The organism is Mesorhizobium atlanticum, from assembly GCF_003289965.1.
Classification (GTDB): domain Bacteria; phylum Pseudomonadota; class Alphaproteobacteria; order Rhizobiales; family Rhizobiaceae; genus Mesorhizobium; species Mesorhizobium atlanticum.
Genome location: NZ_QMBQ01000003.1, coordinates 641,581 through 653,068, shown reverse-complemented (window position 1 = coordinate 653,068; position 11,488 = coordinate 641,581). Strand labels below are relative to the sequence as shown.

The 11,488-nt window shown below is 64.2% G+C and carries 9 protein-coding genes and 1 riboswitch; of the genes, 3 read left to right on the top strand and 6 right to left on the bottom strand.

What is annotated here, in order from left to right; genetic code table 11:
- Positions 1–163: 163 nt before the first annotated feature.
- Positions 164–250, top strand: a riboswitch (glycine riboswitch).
- A gap of 150 nt (positions 251–400) precedes the next feature.
- Genes gcvT through gcvP form a run of 3 tightly spaced genes read left to right on the top strand, consistent with a single transcriptional unit; the run spans position 401 to position 4,698 of the window.
- Complete coding sequence (gcvT, locus tag DPM35_RS12835) at positions 401–1,498, top strand: glycine cleavage system aminomethyltransferase GcvT (RefSeq protein WP_112127614.1); 1,098 nt, start codon at positions 401–403, stop codon at positions 1,496–1,498.
- 7 nt (positions 1,499–1,505) lie between these two features.
- Positions 1,506–1,874: a glycine cleavage system protein GcvH gene (gene gcvH / locus DPM35_RS12830; RefSeq protein ID WP_112127613.1), complete on the top strand. Its 369-nt coding sequence runs from the start codon at positions 1,506–1,508 to the stop codon at positions 1,872–1,874.
- A gap of 16 nt (positions 1,875–1,890) precedes the next feature.
- On the top strand, positions 1,891–4,698 hold the full coding sequence (gcvP, locus tag DPM35_RS12825) for an aminomethyl-transferring glycine dehydrogenase (RefSeq protein ID WP_112127612.1): 2,808 nt from the start codon (positions 1,891–1,893) through the stop codon (positions 4,696–4,698).
- Positions 4,699–4,712: 14 nt separating this feature from the next.
- Here gcvP and DPM35_RS12820 read toward each other — a convergent pair whose 3' ends face one another.
- The 6 genes from DPM35_RS12820 to DPM35_RS12795 form a co-directional block, all read right to left on the bottom strand.
- Positions 4,713–5,885: a GGDEF domain-containing protein gene (locus DPM35_RS12820; RefSeq protein WP_112127611.1), complete on the bottom strand. Its 1,173-nt coding sequence runs from the start codon at positions 5,883–5,885 to the stop codon at positions 4,713–4,715.
- 416 nt (positions 5,886–6,301) lie between these two features.
- A complete protein-coding gene (locus tag DPM35_RS12815) occupies positions 6,302–6,775 on the bottom strand; it encodes a tetratricopeptide repeat protein (protein ID WP_112127610.1) in 474 nt (157 codons plus the stop codon).
- 139 nt (positions 6,776–6,914) lie between these two features.
- Positions 6,915–7,880: a type II secretion system F family protein gene (locus DPM35_RS12810; protein WP_112127609.1), complete on the bottom strand. Its 966-nt coding sequence runs from the start codon at positions 7,878–7,880 to the stop codon at positions 6,915–6,917.
- A gap of 1 nt (position 7,881) precedes the next feature.
- On the bottom strand, positions 7,882–8,847 hold the full coding sequence (locus DPM35_RS12805) for a type II secretion system F family protein (RefSeq protein WP_112127608.1): 966 nt from the start codon (positions 8,845–8,847) through the stop codon (positions 7,882–7,884).
- Positions 8,848–8,851: 4 nt separating this feature from the next.
- The gene (locus DPM35_RS12800; protein ID WP_112127607.1) at positions 8,852–10,273 is read right to left on the bottom strand and encodes a TadA family conjugal transfer-associated ATPase; all 1,422 of its coding nucleotides are present in this window, start codon (positions 10,271–10,273) and stop codon (positions 8,852–8,854) included.
- A complete protein-coding gene (locus tag DPM35_RS12795; RefSeq protein ID WP_112127606.1) occupies positions 10,270–11,484 on the bottom strand; it encodes a CpaE/TadZ family protein in 1,215 nt (404 codons plus the stop codon). Before DPM35_RS12795 ends, DPM35_RS12800 begins: the two co-directional genes overlap by 4 nt.
- Between the last annotated feature and the right edge of the window lie 4 nt (positions 11,485–11,488).

Genomic DNA, 11,488 nt, shown 5'->3' with positions numbered 1-11,488 from the left:
CGGCAAACGGCGTGGTTAGCGAAGCCTTGCCGGCCGCGCTTTGCTGAGATTCACGTCGGGCCGGCCTCACCTGAATATCGACGCACCTTAGATGTCGCTGGGAGGTGACAACGTGTCGCCGACGGGCTATGGATGACGCGTCGGGGGCTCGTTTTGTGAGTCCCACCTGTTTGCGGGAGAGAGCAGCGAGAGCTGTCGCCGAAGGGGAAATCGCCCGAAATCTCTCAGGCAAAAGAACCGTGGACGGGAAAGACAACTCTGGAAAGTCGGGGCCTGGCCCCGCGCCGAAGGTGTAAGCGCTGCCGACAGAGTTACGGGGCGCGAGTCTCTCAGGCTTCAGACAGAGGGGCACGGACTAGGCCGCCAATGGCGGTCGATTGCGTGCGACTCTGGAGAAGACATGACAGGCGAAGACACCAGGCACCTACCCCTCGAGGATTTGCATCAGGCCGCGGGCGCGCGCTTCGGCGCTTTCGCCGGCTGGTCGATGCCGCTCACCTATCCGCCCGGCGTGATGAAGGAGCACCTTCACACGCGCGAGCACGCGGGGCTGTTCGACATCTCGCATATGAAGCTGTTCGAGGTCGGCGGTCCGGGCGCCGCGGCGCTGTTGAACCGGGCCTGCCCGCTCGATGCCGGCGCCCTGGAGATCTCGCAGTCCAAATACACGTTCTTCCTCAACGAGGCAGCGGGCATTATCGACGACCTGATCGTCACGCGCCTGGGCGAAGACCGGTTCATGGTCGTGGCCAATGCCGGCAACGCCATCGAGGACGAGAAGCATCTGCGTGCTCTGGCAACGGATTTCGACGCCAGGATCGAGCCGCTCGACCGCGTATTCCTGGCGATCCAGGGTCCCGACGCCTGGGCGGCTTTGGCACGGGCCGGCATCGAGACCGGCTCGCTGCTCTTCATGCATGGCATCGAGCCGCGCCAGAACTGGTTCATGAGCCGGTCCGGCTACACCGGCGAGGACGGTTTCGAGATCGGCCTGCCGGAGAAGGACGCGCGCGATCTCATCGCCAAACTCCTGGAAGACGAGCGTGTGCAATGGATCGGCCTTGCCGCGCGCGACAGCCTGCGGCTCGAGGCCGGACTTTGCCTGCATGGCCAGGACCTGACGCCCGAGATCGACCCGGCGAGCGCCGGGCTGATGTGGGCGATTCCCAAGGAAATCCGCGCCGGCCGTTTCATCGGCGCCGACGCGCTGCGCTCGATCCTCGAGCGCGGGCCGTCGCAGAAGCGCGTTGGCCTGAAGCCCGATGGCCGCCAGCCGGTGCGCGCCGGCGCGGCACTCGTCGATGCTGGCGGCAATCCGGCCGGCCACGTCACATCCGGCGGCTTCGGCCCTTCGACCGGCCACCCGGTTGCCATGGGTTATGTCGACACCGCGCTGGCCAAGGCCGGCACAAAACTCTTCGCCGATGTCCGCGGGACGAAAATCCCGGTGGACGTCACGTCCCTGCCCTTCACCCCACACCGCTACCGCAAAGGATGATTTCCAGATGGCAAAGACCTATTTCACTGAAGACCATGAATGGCTGCGCGTAGAAGGCGGCGTCGCCACTGTCGGCATCACCGACTATGCGCAGGAGCAGCTCGGCGATCTCGTTTTCGTCGAGTTGCCGGAAATCGGCCGCAAGCTCGCCAAGGGCGATACAGCCGTCGTCGTCGAATCCGTCAAGGCGGCTTCGGACGTTTACGCGCCGGTCGACGGCGAGATCACCGAGGCCAACGGCTCACTGTCGGCCGACCCTTCGCTGGTCAATTCGGCGGCGACCGGCGACGGTTGGCTCTGGAAGATGAAGCTCTCCAACGAAAGCCAACTCGACAGCCTCATGGATGAGGCCGCCTACAGAGCCCATATCGGCTGACAACAGGATCTTGGAAATGACCGCAGCACCTATTCCTTTCTCGGCTCGCCATATCGGTCCCTCCGTCAATGACGTCAGGGCGATGCTCGCCGCCATCGGCGTTCCATCCGTCGAAACGCTGATCAGCCAGGCCGTGCCGAAGTCGATCCGCCTCGATCGGCCACTCGACCTGCCCGCTCCCGCGAGCGAAGCCGAAGCGCTGGCCGAACTGTCCGCGATCATGGCGAAGAACACGGTGCTGAAGAGCTTCATCGGCGCCGGCTATCACGGCGTCTTCGTCCCGCCGGTCATCCAGCGCAACCTGTTCGAGAATCCGGCCTGGTACACGGCCTACACGCCCTACCAGGCCGAGATCAGTCAGGGCCGGCTGGAAATGCTGTTCAACTTCCAGACATTGGTGACGGAGCTGACCGGCCTGCCGGTGGCGTCCGCCTCGCTGCTCGATGAAGCCACCGCCGTCGCCGAAGCCGTCGGCATCGCGCTGCGCCACCATCGCGACAAGCGCACCAAGGTGGCGCTTGCCGGCACCCCGCATCCGCAGACGCTGGATGTCGTGCGCACCAGAGCCGAGCCGCTCGGCATCGAGGTCGATGGCGAGACGATCGACGACAACACCGCCGCGCTGCTCGTTTCCTGGCCGGACACGTTCGGTGTCTTTGGCGACCACAAGGCGGCAATCGAAAAGGCCCGTGCCACCGGTGCGCTGGTGGTCTTCATCGCCGATCCGCTGGCGCTCACGCTGACGGATGCGCCGGCGAAGCTCGGCGCCGACATCGCCGTCGGTCCGATGCAGCGCTTCGGCGTGCCGATGGGTTTCGGCGGTCCGCATGCCGCTTATTGCGCCGTTTCCGACAAGCTGACCCGTCTGATGCCCGGCCGTCTCGTCGGCCAGTCGACCGACACCAAGGGCCGCCCCGGCTACCGGCTGGCGCTGCAGACACGCGAGCAGCACATCCGCCGCGACAAGGCCACCTCCAACATCTGCACCGCGCAGGCGTTGCTGGCCAACATGGCCACGGCCTATGCGATCTGGCATGGCCCTGCCGGCCTCCAGGCGATTGCCGGTCGCATCCACGGTCTTGCCGACCGCCTCGCCTCGGGTCTCAAAGCCGCCGGCGTATCGGTGCTCGGCGCAAGCCGCTTCGACACGGTGACGGCCGAGGTGAAGGGCAAGGCCGGCGCGATCGCCGCCGCCGCGGAGAAGACAGGCCGGCTGCTGCGCGTCATCGATGCGGACAAGATCAGCATCGCCTTCGACGAGACCTCGACGGAAGCCGATCTCGAGGCGATCGCCGGCCTCTTCGGCGCCAAGCCTGGCGCGGAAGGCGGCTCGATGCCCGGCAAGCCGCGCGGCAAGGAGTTCCTGACGCAGCCGGTCTTCCACGAGAACCGCTCCGAGACCGACATGATGCGCTTCCTGCGCAGGCTGGCCGACAAGGATCTCGCGCTCGATCGCGCCATGATCCCGCTCGGCTCCTGCACCATGAAGCTCAATGCCGCCGCTGAAATGATGCCGGTGAGCTGGCCCAGCGTCGCCGATCTGCATCCCTTCGCGCCTGCCGGCCATTCCGGCGGCTACCGCGCCATGATCGCCGATCTCGAAGCCTGGCTGTCGGAGATCACCGGCTTCGACGCCGTGACCTTGCAGCCAAATGCCGGCAGCCAGGGCGAATATGCCGGCCTGCTCGCTATTCGCGCCTATCACCGCTCACGCGGCGAAGGCCATCGCACCGTCTGCCTGATCCCGTCTTCCGCGCATGGCACCAATCCAGCGAGCGCCGCGATGGCCGGCATGAGCGTCGTCGTGGTGCGCTGCACCGAGGACGGCAACATCGATGTCGAGGACCTCAAGGCCAAGGCGGCCGAGCATTCGAAGGACCTCGCGGCGCTGATGTTCACCTACCCCTCGACGCATGGCGTCTACGAGGAAGGCGCGCGCGACCTCTGCGCCATCGTCCATGAACATGGCGGCCAGGTCTATTTCGACGGCGCCAACCTGAACGCGCTGGTCGGCCTCGCCCGTCCTGGCGATATCGGCGCCGACGTCTGCCACATGAACCTGCACAAGACCTTCTGCATCCCGCATGGTGGCGGCGGGCCGGGTGTCGGTCCGATCGGCGTCAAGGCCCATCTGAAGCCCTATCTGCCCGGCCACGTGACGGAACGCACGACCCATGCCGTGGCGGCGGCGCCGTTCGGCAGCGCCTCCATCCTGCCGATCACCTGGATGTATATCCGCATGATGGGCGCTTCGGGACTCAAGCAGGCGACGGAAACGGCGATCGTTTCCGCCAACTACATCGCGACCCGGCTCGCGCCGCACTTCCCGCTCCTCTACAAGGGCAGGCACGATCGCATCGCCCATGAATGCATCCTCGACACCCGCGTGCTCAAAGAGCGCGCCGGCATCAGCGTCGACGACATCGCCAAGCGCCTGATCGACTACGGCTTCCACGCGCCGACCATGTCGTTTCCGGTCGCCGGCACGCTGATGGTCGAGCCGACCGAGTCCGAGCCCAAGCGCGAGCTCGACCGTTTCTGCGAGGCGATGGTCGCCATCGCCGGCGAGGCGGCGAAAGTGGCGAAGGGCGAATGGCCGCTCACCGACAACCCGCTGGTCAACGCCCCGCACACCGCGGCGGAAGCCCTTGCCGGTACATGGACCCATCCTTATTCGCGCCTGGAGGCCGCCTATCCAGCGGGCGACGTCGACCTGGCGACGAAATACTGGCCGCCGGTCTCGCGCATCGACAATGTCGCCGGCGACCGCAACCTGGTCTGCTCCTGCCCGCCGCTGTCGGAATATCTCGGCGCCGCGGAGTAACCGCTAGACCCTACTCAAGCGGTTTTCAGGGCCGGCCCGGCATCGGGCTGGCCCATTTTGTTCTCAGCGATGACACGGTTGCGCCCGGCACGCTTGGCCGCGTAAAGCGCGGCGTCCGCTTGCGCCAGCACCTCGTCCAGGGGAAGGCCCACGGCCGAGCCGAATCCCATGCCGCCGCTGACACTGCTGCGCAGCGGGCCGCGATGCGTCGCGACGATCTCGGTACCGAAGGCGACGCCGATCCGGCTTGCCATGTCATGCGCCTTTTCAGGCGTGATCCGCGACATGACGAGCGCGAATTCCTCGCCGCCGAGCCGGAAGGCGTCGACCCCTGTCCTGCCGTATTTCTTGATCACCGCCGCGAAGCGGCAAAGAACCATGTCGCCGACGGGATGGCCGAAGACATCGTTGGTCGTCTTGAAATGGTCGAGATCGAACATGGCGATCGCCATGAACGGACCGAAGCTGCGGTCGCCGTAAAGCTCGTTGAGCGCCCTGCGGTTCATCAGGCCGGTCAGCGGATCGGTCATCGTCTCGGCCTTGAGCTCGATCTGCGCCTGCAGATGGTGCAACGAAAGCGTCAGCGCGCCCAGGCCCGTCATGCAGGCGACCGCGACGACGGAGTTCAGCCGCTCCGCCCAATTGTCAGGCGCCGCGCCAAGCACCCATTGCCCCCTGGCGAGCAGCACCAGGCCGCACAGCGCGAAGGACAGGCCGCAGGCGCCGCTCAGGAACGAAACGACAAGCAGGATCCGGCGGTCGTGATCTCCCTTTGTCCAGAACATCGCCCCGATCGCGGCAAGCAGCGCCGTCACGGTCGCGTAGGTGATCTGGAAGCCGACGCCGTCGAAACCGACATAGGTGACCACCGCGCAGGCAGCCATCGCAACCAGCGTCGGCAGAACAACGCTACTATGGTTGCCGACGCCCAGAGATTGCATCGCCGACATGCAGATGATGAGGAAGCCCAGGCTGAGCAGCACCAGCACTGCCTGGCAGAGCCAGGGGTTAGGTTCCTTGGTGTATTGCCAGAACAGAACGACATGCGCGACAAGCACAAGGATGCCGCACGCCACCGTCAGCACGAAGCGCGCCCGCGGGGCGGTGAGCCAGATCGCAAGCATGGTGATGCTGAGGCACGTGCCCGACAACGCCGCCGCGAGCAGGAGCGAACTAAAATCCAACATTGTTGAGCCGCCGCCTCTTGGGAGTCGTCAGTGACGCTGCATTCTAGGTTAACGGCGGCCCGCTGATACCGTTTTCAGCTAACCTTTCAACCCAACCTTCCGACAAGGTTTACAAAGCATCCACCACTGCATCCAGCAGACGCGAAGACTGGAAATTGTTGGTTTATATTGAGACAGTTCTTTTTCAGGAGCGCGAGGCGATCCACGCGAAAAACGATATTCGCCCGACGTTGCACACCTGGTAAGCCGGTTGACAGGCGTGCGTCCGCCAGCTGGAAATTCAACCCTGCCGCTTTGATTTCGCCAATCGACAAACGAAAGTCATACCGGGGAACTTGTCCCGTTTCGCCGAAACGGCGTTCGGCCGGCGGCTGAGGAATTCGGGCGGAACTGTTCAACCCAAAGCCCGATAGGCTCTAGCTCTTGTTCAGAAGTGCCAGATTGGCGTTGACCACCGTCTGATCGGCCATGCCGGCCTTGGCCTCGAGCAGCAGCGCGCGCGCCTTCTTCTTGTTGCCGCGAAGGAGCTGCGAATAACCCATATTGTTGACGATCTGTGGCTTGCGGCCGGCGACCTTCAACAACTGCGCATAGGCGCGATCTGCGAAGTCGAAACGGCCTAGTTCGTCATAGGATGCGGCAAGCCCCATCCAGGCTTCGGCATTGTCGGATCTGAGCTCGACCGCCTTGCGGAAATGCTGTTCGGCCAGGCCGAAATTCGCCTCGCGGAACTGCGCCTTGCCTTCGACGAGATCGTTGGCGCTGACATCCTTGGCCACCGGCTGGATCGCCGTCGTCTTGGTCGTGTCGACGTTGTTGCTCGTCGTGCAGCCCGTAATCATCAAAATGGCTGCCAACGCCGCCGCTGCCGTGGGAAGTCTCTGACGCATGCCCCTGCCCCGTCGCCCGATTTGCCGGGTCGTTCTTCAGGAAAAGACGATACAGCAGAGCGATTAAGCTTCGGTGCCGAAATGCAGCTAAATTTTGGTTGCGCGCCAAGGATGTGTTAACCAGCGCAGGGCGCCTGGATTAATGGTGGGTGGTCAGCTTCACAATGATCGGAATAATGGCGATCATCAGCACCACCGGCAGGATGCAGACCGTCACCGGCACCGACATCTTGGCCGGCAAGGCATGCGCCTTTTCCTCCGCCAGCGACATGCGCTTGTGCCGCATTTCGTCGGAGAAGACGCGCAGCGAGCCCGACAGGCTGGTGCCGAGTTCCTTGGATTGCTGCAGCAGCGTCGCGAAGGAGCGCACCTCGTCGAGGCTGAGACGATCGGCGAGCGCCTTGAGCGCGTCGTCGAGGCTGCGCCCGGCCCGCAGTTCCAGCGACACCAGGATCAGGTTCTGGCTGAGCGACGGATAGGTCCTGGAAAGCTCTCTTGAGACCCGCTCGATGCCGGCCTCCATGCTCATGCCGGCATCGGAGCAGACGATCATCAGATCCATGAAATCGGGAAAGCCGTTGCGGTATTCGCGCATCTTCTCCCGAACCTTCTGCGTCAGCACCAGGCCAGGCATGAAGTAGCCGCCGGCGCCCGACAGGATGATGAAGGTCCAGCGGCTGGTCATGGTCGACTCGGCGCTTGCCGCCCAATGGTTAATCAGGAACGCGCCCAACGCCGCGCCGATCAGGGTGGCGAAGCGGATCAGGAAGAACATCCCGACGGCGCGCGGCTCCATATAGCCGGCCTGGATGAGCTTCATGCGCAGCCGCGCGACATTTTCCGGGTCGCTCTTGGCATAGAACTCCTGCGCCCGTTTCACCGCCTTCTCGCGCACGGCGCTGGTGCTCTTCTTGGGCGCAGCCTCCGCCTGCTCGGCCGGCAGCACCACCTCGACCTTCAGCCGGCGCTTGACCTCGCCGCGATCGCCCTTGGCGAGCACAAGCGGCCAGGCGACGGCGCCGCCGCCCAGCACCAGGAGCAGCACGGCGACCGGCATCAGCGACGTCGGCGCGAGCGAAGCGAGGAAGCGGATGACGTCTTCCATTTCAGAACCTGAAATTCGACATCTTGAACATGATGGCGTTGCCGAGCAGCAGCCACAGGATGGCTCCGCTCAGCATGTACCAGGTCTTCGGCTCGTCCCAGACATCCTGGTAGAATTGCGGCATCAGCACCATGATGGCGGTGAACAGAAGCGCCGGCACCGCGGTCAGGATGTAGGCAGACACGCGCCCTTCGGTCGAGATGGCGCGCACCTTGCGGCGCAGCTTGCCGCGCTCGCGGATCGTCCCGGACAGACCGTCGAGGATCTCGCGCAGATTGCCGCCCGAACTGCTCTGGATCGACACGGCCGTGACGAACAGCGGCAGGTCCTCATGCCCCACCCGGTCGAACAGATTGTTCAGCGCCGACACCAGGTCCGAGCCGTAGGTCACCTCGTCGGCGACGACGCCGAACTCGGTGCCGATGGGATCGGCCATCTCGCGCGCCACCATGGCGATCGCCACCGGCACCGGATGGCCGGCCTTCAAGCCGCGCGTGATCAGTTCCAGCGCCTCGGGCAACTGTATCCCGAACCGCTTGTGCCGGCGCTTGCGCATGAATCGCATCGCCATCACCGGAAGCACCGGCAGCAGTATGAGAAACAGGATCAGGCCGAACAGAAGGGGCAAGCCCTTCCAAATCGTGAGAAGCGCCAGCGCGAAAGCGACCCCCGATGTGATCATCAGGAACTTCGGCAACGGCGTGGTCATGCCGGACTGCGTGCGCAGGGCGCGGAAACGGTCGAGGGAGAAGACGGAGCTGTGGCCCTCGATCCCGCGCTCCTTGCGCAGTTGGATCAGCACCTGCTCCTGGCTGATCTTGTTCTCGGCGAGCTTCATGCGGCGGTTGATCGCCATGCGCTTGTCGCTGCGCCCGGCATAGAGCAGGTAGCAGCCCTCGGCGATCATGATGCCGGTGAGCGCCGCCGCTGCGTACACGGCGTATATCGGGCTGAATCCCTCGAACACCGGCCTAGTCCTGCGGCCGGCCGGGTTCGAAATACTTGCCCGGGAATTCGATGCCCATGTTGCGCAGGTCCTCGAGGAAGCGCGGGCGGATGCCGGTCGCCTCGAAGTGCCCGAGGATCTTGCCGTCCGCCTCCATGCCGGTGCGCACGAAGCGGAATATTTCCTGCATCTGGATGACATCGCCTTCCATGCCGGTCACCTCGGCGACGCTGGTCACCTTGCGCTTGCCGTCGGAAAGGCGCGTCAGCTGCACGATGATGTCGATGGCGCTCGCTATCTGGCTGCGTATCGACTGCACCGTCATCGGCATGCCGGTCATGCCGAGCATCTGTTCCAGACGCGAGATCGCGTCGCGCGGCGTGTTGGCATGAATGGTGGCCATCGAGCCTTCATGGCCGGTGTTCATCGCCTGCAGCATGTCGAAGGCTTCCTCGCCGCGGCACTCGCCGAGGATCACACGGTCGGGACGCATGCGCAGCGCGTTCTTGACCAGGTCGCGCTGCTTCAGTTCGCCGTGGCCCTCGATGTTGGCCGGGCGCGTCTCCATGCGCGCCACATGCGGCTGCTGCAATTGCAGCTCGGCCGCGTCCTCGATGGTGATCAGGCGCTCGTCTTCCGGGATGAAGGCAGACAGCGCATTGAGCATAGTCGTCTTGCCGGTGCCGGTGCCTCCGGAGATGATCGTGGTCTTGCGGGCGTGCACCGCCGCCGCCAGCACCTCGGCCATGTTCTGGGTGATAGCGCCGAACTCGACCAGCTTGTGCAGGCCGAGCTTGTTCTTGGAGAATTTGCGGATCGACACCAGCGGCCCGTCGACGCCGACCGGGCGGATCGCCGCGTTGAAGCGCGAGCCGTCGAGCATGCGGGCGTCGACCATCGGTTGCGATTCATCGACGCGGCGGCCGACCGCCGCGACGATTTTATTAATGATTCTAAGCAGATGCGCTTCATCCTTGAATGGGATGTGGACCTGCTGCAGCTTACCGCGCTTTTCGACGAAGCAGTTCTCGTGGCCGTTGATCAGGATGTCGTTGATCTCGGGGTCCTTGAGCAACGGCTCGAGCGGGCCGAGGCCGACCATCTCGTCAACGATGTCGTCGACCAGCGCATCGAGCTCGGCGATGTTGATCGCCATCCGCTCCTCGCGCGTCTTTTCCGAGACGAATTCATGCACCTGCCTGCGCATTTCGTCCTTGGGCAGTCGCTCCAGCGCCACGAGGTTGATCTCCTCGAGCAGCATGCGGTGGATGCGCACGCGCGCGTCGAGCACCTTGTTGGCACTTTTTGCGGGCGCCGCTTCCGGCTTCGGCGGCGCCGGCTTGCGGGTCGTCGGGATGATCACCGCATTGTGCACCACTGGCGTGGGCTCCGGCGCCCGCTGCGGGCGAAGGTCACGGTTCTGCAGGTTGGAAAAGCGACTGTTCATCCCGCCTTCCTCCTAAGCAGGCCCTTGCCAAGGCCGAACAGCGAATTCGACTTGACCGTGGTCTGGACGGCCTCCTCCGGCAGGATGATCTTCTTCAGGTCGTTGACGACATTGGCGTTGGGGTCGATGGCGTGCAACGGCACGCCGCGGTCGACGGCCTCGCGCACCAACCGGTAGTTGTTGGAGATGCCGCCGACGAAATGCTCGCCGAGTATCTCCTGGACATCGGCCTGTTTGATGCCGCTGTCGAACATCTTCTGCTCGAAGCGGTTGACGATGACGTTGGGCTTCACTTCCTTGCCGGCGGTCTCATAGACGGCCTGGATGAGGCGCTGCGTATGGCGCAGGCAAGGCACCGTCATCTCGGCGACGATATAGAGCTTGTTGGAGCCCAAGAGCACGGTCTCGGTCCAGGGGAACCAGGTGCGCGGCATATCGATGACGACATTGTCGAAATAAGCCGCCACGAGGTCGAGCATGCGAACCACCACATCGGTCTTGAACGAGCGCATGTCCGAGGGGCGCGTGGGAGCGGCAAGCACGCATAGCCCGCTCGCATGCTTGGACAGCATCACATCGAGCAGTTGCCGGTCGAGGCGCTCCGGCTGATTTTCGATTTCCGTGATGTCGAAGCGCGGTTCGAGGTCGAGATATTCGGCGCAGGCGCCCTGCTGGAAGTTCAGGTCGACCACGCATGTCGAGGCGCCGCGCGTCACCGAATGATGCAGTTGGAAGGCTGTCTGCAGGGCGAGCGTGGTGGTGCCGACGCCGCCGGCGGCCGGCATGAACGTATAGATATGGGATTCTGTGTTCTCTTCCCGCCCCGGCCCCTGCAACGCACGGACGACCGAACGCACGAGGTCGGCCGTCGTGATCGGCTTGACCAGGAAATCGGCGACCTTGAGCTGCACCAGGATGCGCACCGCCGCCGCGTTGAATTCCTGGGTGACGACGACCACGGGAACGCTGCCCTCCAGCCGGCGCATGACGCGCTGCAGCGACTCGATCTCCTCGAGCTTGGCCGCGTCCATATCGACGATGACGGTGCCGAAATCGGTCTCGAGGGCTTCGCCGCGCAGCTCATTGATGCTCTTTTCCACCGTCAGGAGCTCGATGACCTCGGAGGTCGCAAAAGCCGTCCGCGTGTCCTGCACAAACGTCCTGTCGGTGGAAACGAGCAGGATCTTCTTGGTCTTGGTAGCAGATGCCATCGTC

Coding starts and splice junctions, on each gene's coding strand:
- gcvH (WP_112127613.1), top strand. CDS start 1,506: ATGGCAAAGACCTATTTCACTGAAGACCATGAATGGCTGCGCGTAGAA.
- DPM35_RS12810 (WP_112127609.1), bottom strand. CDS start 7,880: ATGGAAGACGTCATCCGCTTCCTCGCTTCGCTCGCGCCGACGTCGCTG.
- gcvP (WP_112127612.1), top strand. CDS start 1,891: ATGACCGCAGCACCTATTCCTTTCTCGGCTCGCCATATCGGTCCCTCC.
- DPM35_RS12795 (WP_112127606.1), bottom strand. CDS start 11,484: ATGGCATCTGCTACCAAGACCAAGAAGATCCTGCTCGTTTCCACCGAC.
- DPM35_RS12820 (WP_112127611.1), bottom strand. CDS start 5,885: ATGTTGGATTTTAGTTCGCTCCTGCTCGCGGCGGCGTTGTCGGGCACG.
- DPM35_RS12815 (WP_112127610.1), bottom strand. CDS start 6,775: ATGCGTCAGAGACTTCCCACGGCAGCGGCGGCGTTGGCAGCCATTTTG.
- DPM35_RS12800 (WP_112127607.1), bottom strand. CDS start 10,273: ATGAACAGTCGCTTTTCCAACCTGCAGAACCGTGACCTTCGCCCGCAG.
- gcvT (WP_112127614.1), top strand. CDS start 401: ATGACAGGCGAAGACACCAGGCACCTACCCCTCGAGGATTTGCATCAG.